This window comes from Nocardia sp. NPDC051833 (assembly GCF_040681225.1).
Lineage (GTDB): Bacteria > Actinomycetota > Actinomycetes > Mycobacteriales > Mycobacteriaceae > Nocardia.
The window spans coordinates 1-22,150 of sequence record NZ_JBFAYK010000003.1; the positions used below are offsets into that span (position 1 = coordinate 1).

At 70.5% G+C, this 22,150-nt stretch carries 22 protein-coding genes and 1 rRNA gene; 21 read left to right on the plus strand and 2 right to left on the minus strand.

All coding sequences use genetic code 11. The features are described from left to right. The first annotated feature begins 150 nt into the window (after positions 1–150). The 8 genes from rrf (at position 151) to recN (ending at position 7,973) form a co-directional block, all read left to right on the plus strand. Positions 151–267: ribosomal RNA gene (gene rrf / locus AB0L91_RS24595) — 5S ribosomal RNA — on the plus strand. A gap of 273 nt (positions 268–540) precedes the next feature. After that, positions 541–1,893 (plus strand): hypothetical protein, encoded by a 1,353-nt coding sequence (locus AB0L91_RS24600; protein WP_365013765.1) that lies wholly within the window; start codon positions 541–543, stop codon positions 1,891–1,893. Beyond that, a complete protein-coding gene (locus tag AB0L91_RS24605; RefSeq protein ID WP_365013767.1) occupies positions 1,890–2,891 on the plus strand; it encodes a hypothetical protein in 1,002 nt (333 codons plus the stop codon). The genes AB0L91_RS24600 and AB0L91_RS24605 overlap by 4 nt, the downstream gene beginning before the upstream one ends. Before the next feature lie 364 nt (positions 2,892–3,255). Next, positions 3,256–4,149, plus strand: coding sequence for an HAD-IIA family hydrolase (locus AB0L91_RS24610; protein WP_365013768.1), 894 nt, complete (start codon positions 3,256–3,258; stop codon positions 4,147–4,149). A 13-nt stretch (positions 4,150–4,162) separates the two neighbouring features. Beyond that, positions 4,163–4,450, plus strand: coding sequence for a hypothetical protein (locus tag AB0L91_RS24615; RefSeq protein ID WP_365013770.1), 288 nt, complete (start codon positions 4,163–4,165; stop codon positions 4,448–4,450). Between the two features lies 1 nt (position 4,451). After that, positions 4,452–5,273, plus strand: a complete 822-nt coding sequence (locus AB0L91_RS24620) for a TlyA family RNA methyltransferase (protein WP_365013771.1) — start codon at positions 4,452–4,454, stop codon at positions 5,271–5,273. Next, positions 5,270–6,226 (plus strand): NAD kinase, encoded by a 957-nt coding sequence (locus AB0L91_RS24625; RefSeq protein WP_365013773.1) that lies wholly within the window; start codon positions 5,270–5,272, stop codon positions 6,224–6,226. Before AB0L91_RS24620 ends, AB0L91_RS24625 begins: the two co-directional genes overlap by 4 nt. Beyond that, positions 6,204–7,973: a DNA repair protein RecN gene (recN, locus tag AB0L91_RS24630; RefSeq protein WP_365013775.1), complete on the plus strand. Its 1,770-nt coding sequence runs from the start codon at positions 6,204–6,206 to the stop codon at positions 7,971–7,973. Before AB0L91_RS24625 ends, recN begins: the two co-directional genes overlap by 23 nt. A gap of 49 nt (positions 7,974–8,022) precedes the next feature. Here recN and AB0L91_RS24635 read toward each other — a convergent pair whose 3' ends face one another. Together AB0L91_RS24635 and AB0L91_RS24640 are read right to left on the minus strand one after the other, a co-directional pair. Further along, the gene (locus tag AB0L91_RS24635; RefSeq protein ID WP_355281035.1) at positions 8,023–8,442 is read right to left on the minus strand and encodes an SRPBCC family protein; all 420 of its coding nucleotides are present in this window, start codon (positions 8,440–8,442) and stop codon (positions 8,023–8,025) included. Positions 8,443–8,492: 50 nt separating this feature from the next. Then, positions 8,493–8,927, minus strand: a complete 435-nt coding sequence (locus AB0L91_RS24640; protein ID WP_365013777.1) for an SgcJ/EcaC family oxidoreductase — start codon at positions 8,925–8,927, stop codon at positions 8,493–8,495. A 113-nt stretch (positions 8,928–9,040) separates the two neighbouring features. On the opposite strand from AB0L91_RS24640, the gene AB0L91_RS24645 reads away from it, so the two are divergent. The 13 genes from AB0L91_RS24645 to der all read left to right on the plus strand — a co-directional run bounded on the left by AB0L91_RS24645 (position 9,041) and on the right by der (position 21,931). Beyond that, entirely contained in the window at positions 9,041–9,511 is a 471-nt protein-coding gene (locus AB0L91_RS24645) for a MarR family transcriptional regulator (protein WP_365013780.1), read from the plus strand. Between the two features lie 107 nt (positions 9,512–9,618). Beyond that, on the plus strand, positions 9,619–10,095 hold the full coding sequence (locus AB0L91_RS24650; RefSeq protein WP_365013782.1) for a hypothetical protein: 477 nt from the start codon (positions 9,619–9,621) through the stop codon (positions 10,093–10,095). Positions 10,096–10,214: 119 nt separating this feature from the next. Further along, on the plus strand, positions 10,215–11,414 hold the full coding sequence (gene steA, locus AB0L91_RS24655; protein ID WP_355281043.1) for a putative cytokinetic ring protein SteA: 1,200 nt from the start codon (positions 10,215–10,217) through the stop codon (positions 11,412–11,414). Continuing rightward, positions 11,411–12,352, plus strand: coding sequence for a copper transporter (locus AB0L91_RS24660; RefSeq protein WP_365013784.1), 942 nt, complete (start codon positions 11,411–11,413; stop codon positions 12,350–12,352). The genes steA and AB0L91_RS24660 overlap by 4 nt, the downstream gene beginning before the upstream one ends. Before the next feature lie 172 nt (positions 12,353–12,524). Next, a complete protein-coding gene (locus tag AB0L91_RS24665) occupies positions 12,525–14,246 on the plus strand; it encodes a CTP synthase (RefSeq protein WP_365013786.1) in 1,722 nt (573 codons plus the stop codon). Between the two features lie 14 nt (positions 14,247–14,260). Then, entirely contained in the window at positions 14,261–14,914 is a 654-nt protein-coding gene (locus tag AB0L91_RS24670) for an NUDIX hydrolase (RefSeq protein ID WP_365013788.1), read from the plus strand. 31 nt (positions 14,915–14,945) lie between these two features. Continuing rightward, a complete protein-coding gene (gene xerD / locus AB0L91_RS24675; protein WP_365013789.1) occupies positions 14,946–15,884 on the plus strand; it encodes a site-specific tyrosine recombinase XerD in 939 nt (312 codons plus the stop codon). Positions 15,885–16,137: 253 nt separating this feature from the next. Then, positions 16,138–16,971: a ParA family protein gene (locus tag AB0L91_RS24680; RefSeq protein ID WP_355281243.1), complete on the plus strand. Its 834-nt coding sequence runs from the start codon at positions 16,138–16,140 to the stop codon at positions 16,969–16,971. A gap of 17 nt (positions 16,972–16,988) precedes the next feature. Next, entirely contained in the window at positions 16,989–17,852 is an 864-nt protein-coding gene (locus AB0L91_RS24685) for a segregation/condensation protein A (protein WP_355281245.1), read from the plus strand. Further along, complete coding sequence (gene scpB / locus AB0L91_RS24690) at positions 17,849–18,505, plus strand: SMC-Scp complex subunit ScpB (protein WP_365013791.1); 657 nt, start codon at positions 17,849–17,851, stop codon at positions 18,503–18,505. Before AB0L91_RS24685 ends, scpB begins: the two co-directional genes overlap by 4 nt. 8 nt (positions 18,506–18,513) lie before the next feature. Beyond that, entirely contained in the window at positions 18,514–19,773 is a 1,260-nt protein-coding gene (locus AB0L91_RS24695; protein ID WP_365013792.1) for a pseudouridine synthase, read from the plus strand. Between the two features lie 38 nt (positions 19,774–19,811). After that, positions 19,812–20,516: a (d)CMP kinase gene (gene cmk, locus AB0L91_RS24700; RefSeq protein ID WP_365015271.1), complete on the plus strand. Its 705-nt coding sequence runs from the start codon at positions 19,812–19,814 to the stop codon at positions 20,514–20,516. Beyond that, positions 20,513–21,931, plus strand: a complete 1,419-nt coding sequence (der, locus tag AB0L91_RS24705; protein ID WP_365013793.1) for a ribosome biogenesis GTPase Der — start codon at positions 20,513–20,515, stop codon at positions 21,929–21,931. The genes cmk and der overlap by 4 nt, the downstream gene beginning before the upstream one ends. Positions 21,932–22,150 lie beyond the last annotated feature (219 nt).

Genomic DNA, 22,150 nt, shown 5'->3' on the forward strand with positions numbered 1-22,150 from the left:
TGTGTGTAGGTGACTGGTACTAATAGGCCGAGGGCTTACTATCGAAGGTGTTACGCGTCCACTGTGCGGTATCTGAAACAACAGACACTGCAGCACACCAGCTGAGAGAGCAATTCTCGATGTTGGGAGCGCTGTCTAGTTTCATAGTGTTACGGCGGTTATAGCGGTGGGGAAACGCCCGGTCCCATTCCGAACCCGGAAGCTAAGGCCACCTGCGCCGATGGTACTGCACTCGACAGGGTGTGGGAGAGTAGGACACCGCCGGAACATCCTTCGCGATAGGGGACCCAGAATTGGGTCCCCTATCGGCGTTTGTGGGCCGTGACGGCCCCGGCACGCCGGGCGGACGATGCCCCGTCCTCCGCCCGTGGTTGAATTCTTGTAGGCGGGGCCACGACAACACTCCCCGAGGTCGGGGAATCTAGAAAGGGATCGCCGTGTCGGAACACAACGACGGACGGAAGCCTTTCCGCCGGGACGGTGACGCCCGCGGCTTCGGCCGGCGCGGCGAACCGACCGATCGCCCCCGTGGCGGACACGGTGACCACCGTGGCGAAGGCGGCGGATTCCGCCGCAACGACGACAATCGTGGTGGCCGAGGCGGTTCCGAGGGCCAGCGTGGCGGCTTCAACCGCGACGATCGTGGCGGTGACCGTGGCGGTTTCCGGCGCAGCGACAGCGGTGACCGTGGCGGTTACCAGCGTCGCGACGACGCCGGTCGCGGCGGCTCGGGTGACCGGGGCGGCTTCCGGCGCAGTGACGACGACCGCCCCCGTGGTGGTGGCGATCGCGGCGGTTACCAGCGTCGTGACGACGCGGGCCGTGGTGGCTACCAGCGTCGCGACGACAACGACCGGGGCGGTTTCCGGCGTGGCGACAGCGACCGTGGCGGGTACCAGCGTCGCGACGATGCTGGCCGCGGCGGCTCCGGCGATCGTGGTGGCTTCCGCCGCCGCGATGAATCCGACCGTCCCGCGGGTGGTTTCGACCGCGGCGGTGATCGCGGCGGATACCGGCGCAATGACGACGACCGCCCCCGGGGCGGGTCGGACCGTGGCGGCGATCGTGGCGGATTCCGGCGCAACGAGGGCGACGACCGCTCGCGCGGCGGTTACGACCGCGGCGATCGCGGCGGCTTCCGTCGTGACAACGATGATCGTCCCCGTGGTGGCTCCGGCTTCCGCAGGAACGAAGGCGACGACCGTTCGCGCGGTGGTTCCGACCGTGGTGGCGATCGCGGCGGTTTCCGGCGCAGCGACAGCGGTGACCGTGGTGGCTACCAGCGTCGCGACGACGCGGGCCGTGGCGGTTCCGGCGACCGGGGCGGCTTCCGCCGCGGTGACGACGACCGTTCGCGTGGCTCCTCCGATCGTGGTGGCTTCCGGCGCAACGAGGGCGACGACCGTTCGCGCGGTGGTTCCGATCGCGGTGGCTTCCGGCGCAACGAGGGCGACGACCGTTCGCGGGGCGGCTCGGACCGTGGTGGCTTCCGACGCAACGAAGGTGACGATCGTTCGCGTGGTGGTTCCGACCGTGGCGGGTTCCGGCGCAACGAGGGCGGTGGTTTCCGCCGCGACGACAGCGACGATCGTTCGCGTGGTTCCTCGGATCGTGGTGGCTTCCGCCGTGGCGAGGGCTCCGATCGCGGTGGATACCAGCGGCGTGACGACAACGCTCGCGGCCCCCGCCGTGACGACGATCGCGGACGCGGTGGATTCAAGCGTGGTGGCGATTCCGGTGGGAAGCGCTACGTCGGCGAGGACGGCGCACCGCTGGACGGCACATACCGCGAGAAGCGGCGCGAGCGTGAGGGCGATGTCCTCGGCGTCGTGTCGTCGGCCGCGAACGCCGATGCCGCAGAGAGCGATTCGGCCGACATCGATTCGACGGTGAGCGACGACAGCGCCGCGTCCACTGAGCAGTTCGACGACACCTCGTCGGCCGAGGATCGCGCCGCGGACGTGGCGGACAGCGATCGGGCGGAGTTCGCGGACGACGACGATCGCGCCGAAGCCATCGAGCGGGCCGAGTCCGCCGACGAGCGGACCGAGTCGGCGGCCGTCGAGTCCGGTGACCGCGACGACTCAGCGGACCGCTCGGATCGTCGCGGCGATTCCGGCTACGGCGCCCGTGGCGGCGACGATCGTGACGACCGGCGTCGTGGCGGCGAGGGTGCCAGGACCGCGGGCGGACGGTCGTCGGACCGGCGTGCCGCGCGTCCGGACGAGCCGGATCTGCCGGAAGACGTGCAGGCCTCCGATCTCGATCCCGCGGTGCGCCGCGATCTGCTCAGCCTGGACAAGAACAACGCCGAGACCGTCGCCCGGCACATGGTGATGGCTGTCGAGCTGCTCGAGGACGATCCCCGCCTCGCCTTGGCCCACGCGCGGGCCGCGCGGCAGCGTGCGGGCCGGATCGCCGTGGTCAGGGAGACCGCAGGCGTGGTGGCCTATCACGCCGAAGAATGGGCGGAAGCGCTCTCCGAGCTGCGTACCGCGCGCCGGATGTCCGGAGGTTCCGGGCTGCTGGCGGTGATGGCGGACTGCGAGCGTGGTCTGGGCAGGCCGGAACGGGCCATCGAGCTCGGCCGCAGTGACGAGGCGCAGGCGCTCACCGGTGACGAGGCCACCGAGCTGCGGATCGTGGTCGCCGGTGCGCGAATGGATCTGGGGCAGTTCGACCAGGCCGTCGTGACGCTGCAGACCCCCGATCTGGACCCGGCGCGCACCGGCTCGGCCGCCGCGCGCCTGTTCTACGCCTACGCCGACGCGCTGGTCGCGGCGGGTCGCACCGACGACGGTCTGCAGTGGTTCCTCAATGCCGCCGCCGCCGATCTCGACGGCGAGACCGACGCCGAGGACCGCGCCGCGGAACTCACCGGCGACGCGTAATCCGGTAGCCAAGGGCCGCCGGGCCGGGAACCCCCGCAGGTTCCCGGCCCGGCGGCCGTTTCGCGTTCGGGGGTCAGCAGTCGCCGAACAGCGGACCGGTCTCCTTCCGGAACGGGTGCTCGAACGGGCACGTCGGCACCAGGAAGGCGGCGAGCAGGAGGCGGGGTGACGGGAATCACCGCACCCGGCGACGCGCGCGAGGGCGGGCGCCGAAAAGCGGTACACCGTGCACGGACGGTTTCCGCATGCTCGATCATGAAGGGTGCGAGCGCGATTCGGCGGTTCCGTGGACGCGGACCTGTCGGTGGCCTCGCCTAGGGTCGGCGCAGGTGCTCGGCCCGGCATGACGACGGAGTGAGGGTGTGTGAACCGGCTACGCGATCAATACGACGCTTTGCTGCTCGACCTGGACGGAACGCTGTACCGCGGTCCCGAGGTGATCGACGGCGGCCCGAAAGCGCTCGCCCCGGACGGTGAATCGGCGCAGCGGCTGGTCTACGTCACCAACAACGCGGCCCGTGGGCCCGGTCCGGTGGCCGAGCACCTGGCGGAGCTGGGTTACCCGGCGACCACCGACGACGTGGTGACCAGCGCGCAGGCCGCGGCCGGGATGCTGGCGCATCGACTGGCTCCCGGTTCCCGGGTGCTCGTCGTCGGTACCGACGATCTGGCCGCCGAGATCACCGCGGTCGGGCTGGAGCCGATCCGGCGCTTCGGCGACACCCCGCCCGACGCCGTCGTGCAGGGCCATTCGCCCACCACGGCCTGGCCCGACCTCGCCGAAGCCGCCTACGCGCTGCGGGCGGGCGCGCTGTGGATCGCCGCCAACACCGATCGCACCCTGCCCAACGAGCGCGGGCTGGCACCGGGCAACGGCTCGATGGTCGCCGCGCTGCGTACCGCCTCCGATCGGGAGCCGCTGGTGGCGGGCAAGCCGTTCGCGCCGCTGATGGAAGACGCGCTGGAGCGCGCGGGCGCCCGGGCCGCGCTGGTCGTCGGCGATCGTCTCGACACCGATATCGAGGGCGCCAACGGGCTCGGGCTCGACTCGCTGCTCGTACTCACGGGTGTCAGCACGCTAGAGGATGTCCTGATCGCGCCGCCGGCCCAGATGCCCACCTTCATCGCCACCTCGCTCGACGCGCTCAACGACGACATCGTGCCCGAGGCGGTCGCGCCCGCAGCGGTCGCGGAACTGTTGCGACAGCACCCCGGCCGGGCGGTACGCGTGCGCGCAGTCGATTCGGAAATCCGATAGCGTTGACGACACGATGAGTACTCCGAGTTCACCGACGCCCGGCGCGCCGCAGCCACCCCGTCCCGGGATCCCCCTGCCCGGCAGTCACCTGCCCGGTGGTCAGGCGCGGCAGGAACCGGCCGACCCGCATCGGATCAAGGCCGAGGTCGACGCGCTGCTGGCCGAGCTCGGCCCGGTACCGGTCGCGACCGGACCGGCCGAGAACACCGAGACGGGAGCCGACATCACCCGGCGTGCGCGCATTCTCGAGCAGGCGCACGACGTACTGGTGGACGCCCTGGCGACAGTGGACAAGATCTGAGGTGGCCAGGCGAGCGCGTGTGGACGCCGAACTGGTTCGCCGGGGATTGGCGCGATCGCGAGAACACGCGGTCGAGCTGATCAGCGCGGGCCGCGTCCTGATTGCCGGCACCGTGGCCGTGAAACCGGCGACGGCGGTGGAGACCGGAACCCCGCTGATCGTGCGGGAGGAACCCGACGAGGTGTCGTGGGCGTCGCGCGGGGCGCACAAGCTGCTCGGCGCGCTCGATGCGTTCGAGCCGCAGGGCCTCAGCGTCGCGGGCAAGCGCTGTCTGGACGCGGGCGCGTCGACCGGTGGATTCACCGATGTGCTGCTCTCGCGCGGCGCGAAGGAGGTGGCCGCGGTCGACGTCGGGTACGGCCAGCTGATCTGGCGGTTGCAGAACGACGACCGGGTCCGGGTGTACGACCGCACCAACGTGCGCAACATCACCCCCGAGATCATCGGCGGCACAGTCGAATCCGTCGTCGGTGACCTGTCGTTCATCTCGCTGGGCCTGGTGCTGCCCGCGCTCGCCGCGTGTGCCGCCGACGGCGCCGATCTGCTGCCGATGGTGAAGCCGCAGTTCGAGGTCGGCAAGGAGCGGGTCGGTTCCGGCGGGGTGGTGCGCGATCCTGCCCTGCGCGCCGAGGTGGTGGGCGAGGTGGCCGCCGCGGCGGGCGCGCTCGGGCTGCGCACGCAGGGCGTCGTCGCCAGCCCGCTGCCCGGTCCGTCGGGCAATGTCGAGTACTTCCTGTGGCTGCGCAAGGTCGGCCCGTTCGACTACGACGCCGCGGCGGTGGCAGCGCTGGTCGCCCGCGCGGTCGAGGAAGGTCCCCAGTGAACACGCACGACGGCGGCAGGGAGATCCTGCTCGTCGCCCATCCCGGCCGCGCGGAGATCATCGAGACCGCGCACCGGGTGGCGAAGATCTTCGCCGAGGCGGGCATCTGCCTGCGGGTGCTGGCCGACGAGGCCGACAGCACCCGGTTCGAGAACGAGCCCGCCGGTTACCCGGTGCGGGTGGTGCCGCACAGCCCCTCCGCGGCGATCGGCTGCGAGATGGTGCTCGCGCTCGGCGGCGACGGCACCTTCCTGCGCGCCGCCGAACTCGGCCGCCCGTCCGGGGTGCCGGTCCTCGGCATCAACCTGGGCCGCATCGGTTTCCTCACCGAGGCCGAGGCCGAGCATCTCGACGAGGCGCTGGCCCAGGTGGTCGACCGCGACTACCGCGTGGAAGACCGGATGACCATCGACGTCACCGTTCGCGTCGACGACTCGATCGTCGAACGCGGGTGGGCGCTCAACGAGGCCAGCCTCGAGAATGCCCAGCGCATGGGCGTGCTCGAAGTAGTGCTCGAGGTCGACGGCAGGCCCGTGTCGTCGTTCGGCTGCGACGGCATCCTCATCTCCACCCCCACCGGGTCGACGGCCTACGCGTTCTCGGCGGGCGGGCCGGTGGTGTGGCCGGAACTCGAAGCGATGCTGGTCATCCCGAGCAACGCGCACGCGCTGTTCGCGCGGCCGTTGGTGACCAGCCCGGAATCGCTGATCGCGGTGGAGACGGTGGCGACCGGGCACGACGCGATCGTGTTCCTCGACGGCAGGCGCACCCTGGCGCTGCCGCGCGGCGGCCGCGCCGAAGTGGTCCGCGGCGAACGACCGGTGCGGTGGGTGCGGCTGGATTCCGCGCCGTTCGCCGACCGGATGGTGCGGAAGTTCCAGCTGCCGGTCACCGGCTGGCGGGGTAGACAGCGAACGGAGAACAGCCGCGATGCTGACAGAGATCAGGATTGACGGACTCGGCGTCATCTCGACGGCCACCGCGCAGTTCCATGCGGGCCTGACCGTCCTCACCGGTGAGACCGGTGCGGGCAAGACGATGGTGGTCACCAGCCTGCATCTGCTCAGCGGCGCCCGCGCCGACGCCGGGCGGGTGCGGCTCGGGGCGGCCAAGGCCGTGGTCGAGGGGCGATTCGTCATCGACGACGTCAACGACGCGGCCCGCACGGCCGTCGGCGAGGTGCTGGAATCGGCTGCCGCCGAGGCCGACGAGGACGGCAGCGTGATCGCGGTCCGCACCGTCAACAGTGACGGGCGCTCCCGCGCGCACCTGGGCGGCCGCGGCGTGCCCGCCGCGGTGCTCGGTGAGTTCACCTCCCGGCTGCTGACCGTGCACGGCCAGAACGACCAGTTGCGGTTGCAGCGGCCCGAGCAGCAGCTCGCCGCGCTCGACCAGTTCGCGGGCGACGGCGTCGCCGGGCTGCTGCGCAAGTACCAGGTGCATCGCCGGACGTGGCTCGACGCCCGCTCGGAACTGCTGGAGCGGACCGCGCGCAGCCGGGAGCTGGCGCTCGAGGCCGACCGGCTCAAGCATTCGCTGGCCGAGATCGACGGCATCGCACCGGAACCCGGTGAGGACACCCGGCTCGTCGCCGAGATCCGCAGGCTCAGCGATCTGGATTCACTGCGCGAGGCCGCGGTCGCCGCGCACGAGGCGCTGTCCGGTCCGGCCGACTCCGCCGCCGACGGTGGCGGCGTGCTCGATCTGCTCGGCGGTGCGCGGGCCCGGCTGGATTCCGCCGACGATCCGGGGCTGACCGCGCTCGCGCCGCGGCTGGGCGAGGCGATCGCGGTGGTCGTCGACGTGACCACCGAACTCAGCGGCTATCTCTCGGAACTGCCGTCGGACCCGGGCGCGCTCGACTCGATGCTCACCCGCCAGGCCGAACTGAAGTCGCTGACCCGCAAGTACGCCCCCGACATCGACGGCGTGATCGCCTGGGCCGACGAGTCCCGCGCACGCCTGGATTCGCTGGACGTGTCCGAGGACGCGCTGGCCAAACTCGCCGGCGAGGTGGAGACCGCGGCGGGCAAGGTGCGCGAGGCCGCGCGCAAACTCAGCGCGGCGCGCGCGAAGACCGCGGGCAAGCTGGCCTCGGCGGTGAGTACCGAACTCGGCGGGCTGGCGATGGGGAAGGCCCGGCTCGAGGTGCAGGTGCGGCAGCTGCCTGCGAACGCACAGGACTCGGCGCCGATCGAGATCGACGGCGCGCGGCTGCACGCCGGGTCGCACGGCGTGGACGAGGTGGAGTTCCGGCTCTCGGCCCATTCCGGCGCGCAATCGCTGCCGTTGAGCAAGAGCGCCTCCGGCGGTGAGCTCTCGCGGGTGATGCTCGCGCTCGAGGTGGTGCTGGCCGGTTCGGATCACGGCGCGACGATGGTGTTCGACGAGGTCGACGCGGGGGTCGGCGGCCGGGCGGCGGTCGAGATCGGAAAGCGGCTGGCGCGGCTGGCGCGCACCCATCAGGTGATCGTGGTGACCCACCTGCCGCAGGTGGCCGCTTTCGCCGACACCCACCTGGTGGTGAACAAGTCCGACGACGGAAAAGGCAAGGTGGACAGCGGAGTTCGCACGCTGACCGACGACGAGCGGGTGGTCGAACTGGCGCGCATGCTCGCGGGCCTCGACGACACCGAGACCGGCCGCGCGCACGCGGAGGAACTGCTGGAGACCGCGCGCGCGGAGCGCACGCCGGCCTGATCGCGCGGGTGGCGTCGCCCGCGCGAGACGCGGGCGACGTCGACGCGATCTACTTCAGGGCTTTGCGGACGCCGCCGATGAGCTGGTTGGTCAGCTGACGCAGGCCGAATTCGAGGACCGGCGCAGGCACGGGCAGCGACGGCTCGGACTCCATCGTGTAGACCACCCGGGTGCCGCCGGAGCTGGTGTCGGCGAAGGTGATGATGCCGACGTGGCGCTTGACCGGCGCGCCCTTGACGATCTTGTACTCCATGCGTTCGCCGGGGACCAGCGCGGTGATCTCCTCAGTGACGCCCGCCTTACCGAAGCCGAGCACGTGCTGTGCGCCGACGCCGGTGGCCGGGTCGCCCTGCTTGATCAGCTTGACCTGGATCGGCAGGTAGGGGCTGACGGCCTCACGCTCGGTGAAAAGGCGGTAGACGATGTCACGAGGTGCGTCGAAAACCGTCTCGACGGTGCTGCGGGGCATGGATGGTCTCCTGTCCGAGGTATCTGTGACCCGCAGCATACGGGTAGATCTCAGCCCCGCTCCGACCTGGCCGCCATCGCATCGAAGAACCAGTGGTATTTCGTGTTGTGGAACGCGGCGAAGCGCCACGCGCCGTCCTGACGCACCGCGACATAGATGTTGTCCTTGGTGTTGCGCCGGGTGCGCGTGCGCTTGCCCTTGACCACCGCGCCCCGGCCGTCGACGACCGCGACATCGGGGGTGAGGAAGCGCAGCCGGGTGATCTCGCCGTCGAGCCGGGTGTTCTTCAGGTACGTGGCGAACAGGTCGGCGTGACAGGCCTCGATGGCGTCGCGACCGGTGTAGTGGCGGCCGAACCAGGTGACGTAGTCGGCGTCGTCGGTGAACGCGGCGGCGAAGGCGCGCGCGTCACCGGCGGCCCAGGCCTCGCTCGTCGCCGTGAACAGGGCGCGGATCGCGCTGTCGTCGGATCGGGTCTCGGTCATGACATCCTCCGGAAACTAGGATCGATCGGTCAGAGGTCGATCCGGGAAGTAGTGTCTTCAGTAATTATCTTACTAAGGAAGATGATTACGGGCGGAGTGGAAGGTGTCAAGAGATGGCCGACAGGAGGGCCGAGCTCGCGGCCGCGTTGACGGTCGCCGCGCAGCGCAGCGCGACCGACGGCGTGATGCTGCACCTGGCCGTCGCCGACAAGCTCGGTCTGCACGTCACCGACCTGCGCTGCCTGAACATGCTGCGGCTGGGCGGGCCGGCGACCGCGGGGGAGCTGGCCGCGCAGACCGCGCTCACCACCGGCGCGGTCACCAAGATGGTCGACCGGCTGCTGGCCGCGGGATATGTGCGCCGGGAACACGATGTCGCGGATCGGCGGCGGGTGATCGTCACGGCGATCCCGGCGCGCATCGACGAGATCGCCCCGCACTACGAACTGCTCGCGCGCAGCTTCGCCGCCGCGCTCGACGACTACTCCGACGAGCAGCTCGCCCTGGTGCTCGACCTGTTCGATCGCCTGCACGCCACCTCGCTCGAGGTCGCCGGGAAGTTGCGGGAGAACGAGGAGGCGTAACCCTCGCGCGGCGGTGTCCGACATACTGACCGGAGATCGTTGGTTAGCCGAACTTTGTGGAATGTCCCCGCCCCGGCGGTGGGCCGACCGAGAGGAAGCGCGAGACGATGCGATGGATCAGCAGGATCGGCGGAACGGCCGCGGTCGCCGCGGCGGCAGTGCTCGGCGCGACCGGCCTCGCCGCCGCCGAGCCGGTGACCACCACGTTCCCCGGGGCCGCGGCCCTGTGGGGCTGGAGTATGAACGGACCCGGCACCGACCACGTCACCGTCACGGCGACGACGGGTGAGCAGCCGGGGCAGACGTCCTTCGGCGTCACCGCCGTGCTGCCCTACAAGGGCGACGGTTCCCCGTGGTTGCGGGCCCGTGTGCAGTGGCTCAACGTGACCACCGGCGAATCGGGGATCGCCGACGTTCCCTATATCCACCCGTGCACCGAGCCCGCGCAGTGCCCGGTCGGTCCCGTCGCAGTGCGCACCGGCGCGGGCCAGGTCGTCGCCGGTGTCTACTCGGTGTCCGTCGGCGGCAATATCGGTCCGAGCGTGACCGTGCTGCCCGGCTACGGCACCTTCCAGGCCCGCTGAATCCTCACTCGGCGACGATGCCGGCGGGTTGCTGTGTTCGCGGATCACAGTGACGAATGTGACCGGTGATTCGGCGCGCCTCCACCAAAGGTTGAGGGTTTGCCCGCATCATCGGCCACATGAAGATGCCGGCGTTGTTGTCGAGGAACACCGAAACGCTGCCCGGTGTCACCGGGATCGCCCGGGTGGATCGCAACACCCGGCGATTGCTGCGGCGCGTCGGTCCCGGGGATGTCGTGGTCCTCGACGAGACCGACCTGGACCGCCACACCGCCGACCGGCTGGTCGAGGCGGGCGTCGTCGCGGTGATCAACACCTCGCCGTCCATCTCCGGTCGCTATCCCAACCTGGGCCCGGAAGTGCTGGTGGCCAACGGGATCGTGCTGATGGACGCGGTGTCGGCCGACGCTTTCGGCAAGATCAAGGACGGCATGAAGGTCCGCATCGACGAAGGCATCGTCTACGCGGACAAGCTGACCAAGAAGGAACCCGAGGTCCTGGTCGAGGGTATCGAGTTCGACGAGTCGGCCATCGCCGACCGGATGATCGAGGCACGCAACGGCCTGGCCGATCACCTCGACGCGTTCGCCGGCAACACCACCGAGTTCGTCCGCACCGAGAGCGCGCTGCTCATCGACGGCATCGGTGTCCCCGATATCGAGCTGGAGCTGCGCAATCGGCACGTGGTCGTCGTCGCCGACGGGTCGGGGCACCAGGAGGAATTGCAGCGGCTCAAGCCGTTCATCAAGGAGTACGCGCCGATCCTGATCGGTGTCGGCCGGGGCGCCGACACCCTGCGCAAGCTCAAGTACAAGCCGGATCTGATCGTCGGCGATCCCGACGAGATCAGCACCGAGACCCTGCGATCCGGTGCCGAGATGATCCTGCCCGCCGACACCGACGGGCACGCCAAGGGCCTCGAGCGCATCCAGGACCTCGGCATCGGGGCGACCACATTCCCCTCGTCGGGCTCGCCGACCGATCTGGCGCTGATGCTGGCCGATCATCACGGCGCGTCGCTGATCGTGCTGGCCGGCGCGCCCGCCTCGCTGGAGGACTTCTTCGATCGCGGTCGCCGTGACAGCAATCCGGCGACCTTCCTGACCCGGCTCAAGGTCGGCGCGAAACTCGTCGACGCCAAGGCCGTCTCCACGCTGTACCGGCAGCGGTCCTCCGGCGCCGCGCTGGCGCTCGTGGTGCTGGCGGCACTGGTCGCGATCGTGGTGGTGATCCTGGCCTCGCACAACGGATCCGAGGTGCTGGACTGGGCCGTCGAGTACTGGAACCGCTTCGTCCTGTGGGTGCGTGGTCTGCTGTGATCTCGCTGCGTCACCATGCCATCTCGATCGCCGCGATCTTCCTCGCCCTGGCCGTCGGGGTGGTGCTCGGCTCGCAGACCCTGGCCTCGGACATGCTGTCCGGGCTGCGGTCGGACAAGGACGACCTGCGCGGCCAGGTCGACGCGCTGAGCGCGCAGAACGACCAGCTCACCGCCCGCCTCGACGCCGCCGACCGCTTCATCGCCGACTCCTCGGGCAGGCTGCTCGGCGGCACCCTGGCCGACCGCAGCGTGGTCGTGTTCACCACGCCCGACGCCGATCCCGGCGACATCGACGGGGTGAGTAGGGCGCTCGAGACCGCGGGCGCGCAGGTGACCGGCCGGATCGCGCTCACCGACGCCTTCGTCGACGCGGGGGAGGGCGACCGGATGCGCTCGGCCCTGACCAATATCGTCCCCGCAGGCGCGCAGCTGCGGACCGGCGCCGTCGACCAGGGCAGCATGGCGGGCGACCTGCTCGGCCTGACCCTGCTGCTCGACCCGGCGACCAACCAGCCGCGCAGCACCGCCCCCGAACTCGCCCTGGTCCTGGAGACCTTGCGCGGTGGCGGTTTCCTCGCCTACGGCGACACTCCCGTGCGACCCGCGCAACTCGCCGTCGTGGTCACCGGCAACGGTGTCGCATCCGACAGTGGGCAGGGCGCGACTATCGCCCGCTTCACCGGCGCGGTCCGTGCCAGGGCGGCGGGCACGGTGCTCGCCGGGCGCGCCGGAGCCGCCGAGGGCAACGCCGCCATCGCCCACGTCCGGGCGCAGGCTCCGCTGGCGACCACGGTCACCACGGTCGACAATGTCGACCGCGAAATCGGCAGGGTCACAACAGCTCTCGCCTTCACCGAGCAACTCTCCGGCGGCGCGGGCCGCTACGGCACCGGCCCGACGGCGACGTCGTTGACGATGGTCGCGATGCCTCGCTGAATCGCTGCTTCAGGCGACGGATCGGGACAGCTGATTTCGATGGGACATGGGTAACTCGCCGGGTACGCCCAGAGGTCCGCGACCGCTGAACCGCCGGCCCGACGCGCGACACGCCCCCTCGCAAACGGCACGCAAAATACTCGGGGAGGCGGACCTGTTACTCTGGAGTTCCGTGGGTCAAACACGGAATCAGGCTCGAAATGCCACCAAGCACATCTTCGTGAGCGGTGGCGTCGCCTCCTCTTTGGGTAAGGGTCTCACCGCCTCCAGCCTCGGTCAGTTGCTGACCGCGCGTGGCATGCGGGTGACGATGCAGAAACTCGACCCGTATCTGAACGTCGATCCGGGCACCATGAACCCGTTCCAGCACGGCGAGGTGTTCGTCACCGAAGACGGCGCCGAGACCGATCTGGATGTCGGCCACTACGAGCGGTTCCTCGATCGCGACCTATCCAAGGACGCGAACGTGACCACCGGGCAGATCTATTCGACGGTCATCGCCAAGGAGCGCCGCGGCGAGTACCTGGGCGACACGGTCCAGGTGATCCCGCACATCACCGACGAGATCAAGAACCGCATCATGGCGATGCAGGGTCCCGATCTCGAGGGTCAGGTGCCGGATGTGGTGATCACCGAGATCGGTGGCACCGTCGGTGACATCGAGTCGCAGCCGTTCCTCGAGGCGGCGCGCCAGATCCGCCACGACGTGGGCCGCGACAACGTGTTCTTCCTGCACGTGTCGCTGGTGCCGTACCTGGCGCCCTCGGGCGAGCTCAAGACCAAGCCGACGCAGCACTCGGTGGCCGCGCTGCGCAACATCGGCATCCAGCCCGACGCGCTGATCCTGCGCTGCGACCGCGAGGTGCCGCAGGGGCTCAAGAACAAGATCGCGCTGATGTGCGACGTCGACGTGGAGGCGTGCATCTCCACCCCGGACGCGCCGTCGATCTACGACATCCCGAAGGTGCTGCACAGCGAGGGCCTCGACGCCTACGTGGTGCGCAAGCTCGGCCTGCCGTTCCGCGACGTGGACTGGGCCGTGTGGGGCGACCTGCTCGACCGCGTGCACTCCCCGCGCGAGACCGTCGAGGTGGCGCTGGTCGGCAAGTACGTCGACCTGCCCGACGCCTACCTGTCGGTGACCGAGGCGCTGCGCGCCGGTGGCTTCGCGCACCGCTCGAAGGTGAACATCCGCTGGGTGCCCTCCGACGAGTGCGAGACCGAGGCGGGCGCCCAGGCTGCGCTGCGCGACGTCGACGCGGTGCTGATCCCCGGTGGTTTCGGTATCCGCGGCATCGAGGGCAAGCTCGGTGCCATCCGGTACGCCCGGCACCGCGGGATCCCGCTGCTCGGCCTGTGCCTCGGCCTGCAGTGCGTGGTCATCGAAGCGGCGCGCTCGGTCGGCATCGAAGACGCCAACTCGGCCGAGTTCGAGCCCGACACGAAGAACCCGGTCATCTCGACCATGGCCGACCAGGAAGACGTCGTCGCGGGCGAGGCCGATCTGGGCGGCACCATGCGCCTTGGCGCCTACCCGGCCACCCTGCAGAAGGGCTCGGTCGTCGCGCAGGCGTACGGCTCCGAGCACGTCTCCGAGCGGCACCGGCACCGGTTCGAGGTGAACAACGCCTACCGCGACGCCATCGCCAAGAGCGGGCTGGTGTTCTCGGGCACCTCGCCCGACGGGCACCTGGTGGAGTTCGTGGAGTACCCGGCCTCGGTGCATCCGTTCTTCGTCGCCACCCAGGCGCACCCGGAGCTCAAGAGCCGTCCGACCAGGCCGCATCCGCTGTTCGCCGCGCTGATCAACGCGGCGTTGAAATACAAACTGGCCGAACGCCTTCCCGTAGACTTCCCGGAGGAAGAGCTCGCGGAGCAGGCCGCGGATCTCTGAGAGAGAGCAGCGACGTGAGCCAGCCCGGTAGTCATGACTTCGAGACGGTCGCCAGCCGGGTGCTCTACAGCGGCGCGATCCTGGCCCTGCGCCAGGATCAGGTCGCGATGCCGGACGGGCGGGTCGCCGAGCGTGAGGTCATCGAGCACCACGGCGCGGTCGCGGTGCTCGCGCTCGACGCGGACGGCAATGTCGTCCTGATCCGCCAGTACCGGCATCCGATCGGTACCCGGCTGCTCGAACTGCCCGCCGGGCTGCTCGACATCGACGGCGAGGACCCGCTCACCGCGGCCAAGCGCGAGCTGGCCGAGGAGACGGGCCTGGCCGCCGCCGAGTGGTCGGTGCTGGTGGACGTCGCGTTGTCGCCGGGATTCACCGACGAGGCGCTGCGGGTGTTCTTCGCGACCGGGCTCTCCGCCACCGACCGGCCGGAGCCGGAGCACGAGGAGGCAGATCTCGAGCTGGTCCGGATGCCGGTCGCCGAGGCGGTCCGCGCGGCGCTGGCCGGGGAGATCGTGAACGCGACGGCGGTCGCCGGGGTGCTCGCCTACGCGGCGGCCGCGGCGGGCACCGTGCCGCTACGCCCGGCCGACGCGCCGTGGCCGGGTCAGCCGACCGCCTTCCTGCGGCGCAAGGCCGCCGAGGCACGCGCCGGAAGCGGATCGTGACAGTGGTCGGCGGGGACTAGGCGGCTCGGGCGTGCTCGCGCGGGAGATCGACGCCTACCTCGACCATCTGGCGGTCGAGCGCGGAGCCGCGCGCAACACCCTCGGCGCCTACCGGCGGGACCTGGCCCGCTACCGCGCCTTCCTCACCGGACGTGGCATCGCGAATCTCGCGGCCGTCGCGCAGGGCGATGTCGCTGAGTTCACCATGGCGTTGCGGTCCGGCGGCGAGGATCATCCGCCGCTGGCCGCCGGGTCGGTGGCCAGGGCCTTGATCGCGGTGCGTGGCCTGCACCGCTTCGCCGCGGCCGAAGGTCTCACCGACACCGATGTGGCGCACGCGGTGAAACCGCCGGCGCCGGGTCGGCGGCTGCCCAAGGCATTGCCCTACGACCAGGTGCTGCGGGTGCTCGAGGCCGCGGGTGGCGACGGTGATTCGGGTGGGGCCGACGGCGGACCGCGGGGATTGCGGGACCGCGCCCTGCTGGAACTGCTGTACTCCACCGGCGCGCGCATCTCGGAGATGGTCGGCCTCGACGTCGACGACCTCGACGCCGAACAGCGGTGCGTGGTGCTGCACGGCAAGGGCGGCAAGCAACGGCTCGTCCCCATCGGCAGGCCCGCGCTCGCCGCGGTCGATGCCTACCTGGTACGCGGTCGCCCGACCCTGGCCGCGGCCGGAAAGGGTTCCGGGGGAGCCCTTTTCCTCAACGCGCGCGGCGGCAGGCTGTCGCGGCAGAGCGCCTGGCAGGTATTGCAGACCGCCGCCGAGCGCGCCGGGATCGGGGCGACGGTGTCGCCGCACACCCTGCGGCACTCCTTCGCCACCCACCTGCTCGACGGCGGCGCCGATGTGCGCGTGGTGCAGGAACTGCTCGGGCATGCTTCGGTCACGACGACTCAGATCTACACCCTCGTGACGGTGAGCACGCTGCGCGAGGTGTGGGCGACCGCGCATCCGCGGGCCAGGTGAAAGCGGCGGTGCGCGGTCGCGTCCAGCGGGTATCGTGCGAACACGCCCGGCGTTGCCATGCTGTACCTCACCGGTCCGAGCGGTAGCGTCTACCCCCAAGAGCTGGACCGTACGAAAGCGAGTCCGGGCCCGAATCGGCCTCGCTACCCTCGACAGGGGTTACCGGTAGGACACGTATAAGGAGCAGCGGATCGTGACGACAGCGGAAACACCGTGGGACGGTGGACCGGACGAGGTCGCCGAGGCCGTCGAGATGGGCCCGACCGGGCGCCCGCTGCGACTGGTACCCGAGCCGCCGCAGGTGCAGCGTCACGGTGACGCGCTGGTGGTGGCCATGTGCAACCAGAAGGGCGGGGTCGGCAAGACCACCTCGACCATCAATCTCGGTGCGGCCCTGGCCGAATACGGCCGCCGCGTCCTGCTCGTCGACCTCGATCCGCAGGGCGCGCTCTCGGCCGGGCTCGGTGTGGCCCACCACGATCTCGACCTCACCGTGCACAACCTGCTGATCGGCGGGAAGGCCACCGTCGACGACGTCCTGCAGACCACCAAGGTCGACGGGATGGACCTGTTACCCAGCAACATCGACCTCTCCGCGGCCGAGATCCAGCTGGTCAACGAGGTGGGCAGGGAGCAGTCGCTGGGCCGGGCGCTGGCGGGCGTGCGCGACCGCTACGACTACATCCTCATCGACTGCCAGCCCTCGCTCGGTCTGCTCACCGTCAACGCGCTGGCCTGCTCGGACGGCGTGATCATCCCGATGGAGTGCGAGTACTTCTCGCTGCGCGGCCTCGCGCTGCTCAACGACACCGTGGAGAAGGTGCGCGACCGGCTCAACCCGCGCCTGAGCCTGTACGGCATCGTGGTCACCATGTTCGACGCCCGGTTGCTGCACTCCCGCCAGGTGATGTCGCGGGTGGTCGAGGTCTTCGGTGACCTGGTCTACGACACCGCGATCTCCCGCACCGTGCGGTTCCCCGACGCCAGCGTCGCCGGTGAACCGATCACCACCTGGGCCCCGAAATCGGCGGGCGCCGAGTCGTATCGGGCGATGGCACGCGAGGTCATCCACCGGTCGGGCCGGTGATCGACGCAACACCCGAGGTGCGTGAGGATCGGCAAGAAGCGGCACCCGCCGCCGAGAACACCGGGTTCCACCTGCGGCTGAAGAACTTCGAGGGGCCGTTCGACCTGCTGCTGACGCTGATCAGCTCGCGCAAACTCGACGTCACCGAGGTCGCGCTGCATCAGGTCACCGACGAGTTCATCGCCTACACCAAGGCGCTGACCGCCGAGCTCGCCGAGAACACCAAGCTGCGCGCGGACAAGATCCTCGACCAGACCACCGAATTCCTCGTCGTCGCTGCGACGCTGCTCGACCTGAAGGCGGCCCGGCTGCTGCCCTCGGGCGAGATGACCGACGCCGACGACCTCGAACTGCTCGACGCACGCGACCTGCTGTTCGCCCGCCTGCTCCAGTACCGGGCGTTCAAGCAGGTGGCCGAACTGCTCGCCGAGCTGGAAGCGGCCGCGCTGCGCCGGTATCCGCGCTCGGTGGCGCTGGAGGAGCAGTTCGAGGGGCTGCTGCCCGAGGTGACCCTCGGCGTCGACATCAGCGCGTTCGCCGAGATCGCGGCGGCGGCGTTCCGGCCGCGCCCGGTCCCGCAGGTCGGCCTCGCGCACCTGCACATGCACACCATCTCGGTCGCCGAGCAGGCCGAGCTCGTCCTGGCCCGGCTCAAGGAACGGGGGCCCGGCGGCTGGACGACCTTCGCCGAACTGGTGGCCGATTGCACGGTCCCGGTGGAAATCGTCGCCCGGTTCCTGGCGTTGCTGGAGCTGTACCGGGGCAAGACCATCGCGTTCGACCAGCCCGATCCGCTCGGCCCGCTGGCCGTGAGCTGGCTCGGCGAGCTGGATCCCGATGCCGAAGCGGCGGCGTTGACGTTCGAGGAGGACTACGGATGATCGAGGTAGTGGCGGAGTTCACTTCCGAGCCGCTCGACGAGGCGGAATTGCGTTCGGCGCTCGAGGCGATGTTGCTCGTCGTCGACGCTCCCGCGCCGGTAGAACAGCTGGCCGCGGCCCTGGACGACACCGCCGAGCGGGTCGAGACCACCCTGCGAACCATGTCGGCGGAGCTGACCGCGCGGGGCAGCGGCATCGACCTGCGTTTCGTCGGCGACGGCTGGCGCTTCTATACTCGACAGGAGTACGCGCCCTATGTCGAGCGTGTACTGCTCGACGGGGCTCGGACGAAGCTCACCCGGGCCGCCTTGGAGACCTTGGCGGTGATCGCCTACCGCCAGCCGGTGACCCGGACCAGGGTCAGCGCGGTTCGCGGGGTGAACGTCGACGGAGTGATGCGCACACTGCTGGCCAGGGGCTTGATCGCGGAAGCGGGTCAGGACCCGGAGACCAACGGCACGCTGTACCGCACCACCGAGTTGTTCCTCGAACGGATCGGGCTCGCCTCACTGGGCGACCTGCCACCGCTGGCGCCGCTGCTTCCCGGCGTCGACCTGATCGACGAGATCAGCGAGAGCCTGGAGACCGATCCACGGTTCACCAGGCTGCAGAAACCGGCCGAGTCCGACATGGACCTCGGCACCGACGATTGACAGGACAGATGAATACTTCCGCTCGCCGAGATGGCACACCGGACCGAAGAAAACGCAGCGACCAGCCCCGTAGCGGCGCGAACCGGACCGCGGGAACTCGCGGCGGCACCGCGCGCACCGGGCAGTCGGGCAGCCGCGGCACCGGCGGATACGAGCGTGGTGAGTCGACCGGCCGCCGCAGCTCCTCGGGTGGCTTCACCCGCGGCGCCGACGATCGGCGCGGATCGACGGGACGCGGCTACCAGCGCGGCGCGACCGACGATCGGCGTGGCGGCTACGACCGCGGTGGCGACGACCGTCGCGGCGGCTACGAGCGCGGCGGCGACGACCGTCGTGAGGGTGGCTACCAGCCGCGCGGCACGCAGCGCGCGGGCAGCACCGCCCGCCCCGCGACCTCGCAGGCGCCCGTGCGCAAGACCAAGTCGGCCAAGCCGCAGCGCAAGGTCGTCGCGCCGACGATCCTGAACAACGCCAAGCCGGCCCGCCACCAGCACGCCGAGAACACCGAGGGCCCGAAGAAGCTGCCCTGGGGCGAGGGCGAACGGTTGCAGAAGGTGCTCGCCAAGGCCGGGGTGGCCTCGCGCCGCGCGGCCGAGGACATGATCGCCGCCGGTCGCGTCGAGGTCGACGGCAAGATCGTGCGCGAGCAGGGTCTGCGCGTCGATCCGGAGAACGCGGTCGTGCGCGTCGACGGCACCCGCGTCGTGGTCCGCGACGAACTCGTGCACCTGGTGCTGAACAAGCCCAAGGGCTGGCAGTCCACGATGGCCGACGATCTGGGCCGCCCCTGCGTCGGCGACATCGTCGCCGAGCGGATCGCCGCCGGACAGCGCCTGTTCCACGTCGGCCGCCTCGACGCCGACACCGAGGGCCTGCTGCTGCTCACCAACGACGGTGAGATGGCGCATCGCCTGATGCACCCCTCCTTCGAGGTCCCCAAGACCTACCTGGCCACCGTCAACGGCGAGGTCAACTACCGCCTGGTGGGCAAGCGGCTGCGCGAGGGTGTCGAGCTCGAGGACGGCCCGGCCAAGGTCGACAAGTTCATGCTGCTCGAGGCCTACGAGGGCCGCTCGCTGGTCAAGCTCGTGTTGCACGAGGGCCGCAAGCACATCGTGCGTAGGCTGCTCGACGAGGTCGGCCACCCGGTGATCCGGCTGGTGCGCACCCACATCGGCCCGGTGGCGCTGGGCGACCAGCGTCCCGGCACGCTGCGCGTGCTCGGCCGCGACGAGATCGGCAAACTCTACGAGGCGGTGCAGCTGTGAACGGAGTGGATTTCCCGGTGGAGTTCGCCGGCGACCGGATGACCGGTGACGGCACGCTCGTCGTCGCGATGGACGGCCCGTCGGGCACCGGCAAGTCCAGTGTGTCGCGTCGGCTGGCCACCCGCCTGGGTGCCCGCTACCTCGACACCGGCGCCATGTACCGGGTCGCGACGCTGCGCGTGCTGCGCGCCGGGGTCGACCTGGCCGATGCCGACGCGATCGCGGAAACCGTTGCGGCGCTGCCGTTGTCGATCGGCACCGACCCCAGCCGCGAGGTGATCGAGCTCGACGGTGAGGACGTCTCCGCCGAGATCCGCGGCGACGCCGTCACCAAGGCCGTCTCCGCCGTGTCCGCGGTGGCGCAGGTGCGCGAGCAGCTCGTCGCCCTGCAGCGCGAGATCGCGGCCGTGTCCGGGCGCATCGTGGTGGAGGGCCGCGATATCGGCACCGTCGTGCTCACCGGCGCCGACGCCAAGATCTACCTCACCGCCTCCGCGGAGGCCCGCGCCCAGCGGCGCAACGCCCAGAACATCCGCGAGGGCCGCGGCGACGACTACACGGCCGTGCTGGCCGATGTGCAGCGCCGCGACACCCTCGACTCCACCCGCACGGTGTCGCCGCTGCGCCCCGCAGCCGACGCGGTGCTCGTCGACACCAGCGACCTGACGATGGACGAGACCATCGACGAGCTCTACCGCGTGGTGGCCCAGCAGCTTTCGGCCACGACAGGAGGGTCGCGATGATCGACGAAGAGGTTCTGGTCGGAGACGGCACCTGGTCCGACGAATCCGATTGGGAGATCGCCGATCTCGAAGGCGAGCACGAAGGCGACGAGCATCTCGCGATGCCGACGGTCGCCGTCGTCGGCCGCCCGAATGTGGGCAAGTCGACCCTGGTGAACCGCATCCTCGGCCGCCGCGAGGCCGTCGTCGAGGACATCCCCGGCGTCACCCGCGACCGCATCTCCTACGAGGCCAGCTGGGCCGGTCGCCGATTCCTGGTGCAGGACACCGGCGGCTGGGAGCCCGACGCCAAGGGCCTGCAGCAGCATGTGGCCCGGCAGGCCGAGGTCGCGATGGCGACCGCCGACGCGATCCTGCTCGTCGTCGACGCGACCGTCGGCGCCACCGCCACCGACGAGGCCGCGGTGCGCAAGCTGCGCCGCTCCAAGATCCCGGTGATCCTGGTGGCCAACAAGGTCGACGACCAGAAGGTCGAACTCGAGGCCGCCAGCCTGTGGTCGCTGGGCCTCGGTGAGCCGCGCATGGTTTCGGCCGCGCACGGCCGTGGCACCGGCGATCTGCTCGACGACGTGCTCGGCGCGCTGCCCGAGACCCCGCGCGAGGGCACCGGGACCGCCGGACCGCGGCGCGTTGCGCTGGTCGGCAAGCCGAACGTCGGCAAGTCCAGTCTGCTGAACAAGCTGTCGGGCGACGAGCGTTCGGTCGTCCACGATGTCGCGGGCACCACGGTCGACCCGGTCGACTCGCTGGTCGAATTGGGCGGCAAGGTCTGGAAGTTCGTCGACACCGCCGGTCTGCGCCGCAAGGTGTCCAACGCCTCGGGCACCGAGTTCTACGCCTCGCTGCGCACCAAGTCGGCGCTGGAGGCCTCCGAGGTCGCGATCATGCTGATCGACGCCTCGGTGCCGATCACCGAGCAGGACCTGCGCGTCATCAGCCTGGTCGCCGACTCCGGTCGCGCGCTGGTGCTGGCGTTCAACAAGTGGGACCTGGTCGACGAGGACCGCCGCTACATGCTCGAGCGCGAGATCGACCGCGATCTGGTGCGGGTGCCGTGGGCCCAGCGGGTCAACATCTCCGCCCACACCGGCCGCGCCGTGGCCAAGCTGGTGCCGCAGATGGAGACCGCGCTCGAGTCCTGGGACAAGCGCATCTCCACCGGCCGCCTGAACACCTGGCTCAAGGAAGTCATCGCGGCCACCCCGCCGCCGATGCGCGGCGGCCGCCAGCCCCGCGTCCTGTTCGCCACCCAGGCGGGCACCCGCCCGCCGACGTTCGTGCTGTTCACCACCGGCTTCCTGGAGGCGGGCTACCGCCGCTTCCTGGAGCGCCGCCTGCGCGAGGAGTTCGGTTTCGACGGTTCGCCCGTGCGCATCTCGGTGCGCGTGCGCGAGAAGAAGGAACGCAAGAAGTAGCGCGTCACCACGCGAGCCCCGGGTCGACCGACCCGGGGCTCGCGGCGTCTCCGGACCCGTGCCGTAGTCGACGAGTTGTGTGGCGACGAGGCGGACGCGCCTGCGCGCTCCGGTGCGGCGGAGGGCTGATAATCGGCTGAGAACCATCGGGGCGGGACACTTCGGCGCGGGCTGGCGCGTTGATCGGGGTACGAGGCCCTGTGCGGCTTCCTAAGGAGT